Source organism: Cognatundibacterium luofuense (genome assembly GCF_018139685.1).
GTDB classification, from domain to species: domain Bacteria; phylum Pseudomonadota; class Gammaproteobacteria; order Burkholderiales; family Burkholderiaceae_D; genus Undibacterium; species Undibacterium luofuense.
Genome location: NZ_JAGSPN010000559.1, coordinates 1 through 295 on the forward strand (window position 1 = coordinate 1; position 295 = coordinate 295).

General features: G+C 54.2%; 1 protein-coding gene. It reads right to left on the minus strand.

All coding sequences use genetic code 11. From position 1 onward, the window contains the following. On the minus strand, nt 1–295 hold a 295-nt coding region (locus KDM89_RS21635), incomplete at both ends, for a glutamine amidotransferase-related protein (protein ID WP_438947542.1).

Here is a 295-nt window from a genome sequence, read left to right on the forward strand (position 1 = left end):
GGATGTACATCACGTGGCAATTCCATGATCTCGCACAGATCTTCGGAGGAAGTGCGGGAAGACACCACCAGACCGGCAGCTTCTATGCGTTCCAGGTAATGATTGTTTGCTTCGTAGCGATGACGGTGACGCTCAGTCACAACCGTGCCATAGATTTCTGCTGCCAGCGTATCCGGCTTGATGGCGCAAGTCTGCGCGCCCAGGCGCATAGTGCCGCCCAGATCAGAATTCTCATCACGTTTTTCGACTTTACCGTCGGCGTTTTGCCATTCATCGATCAGCGCAACCACTGGCT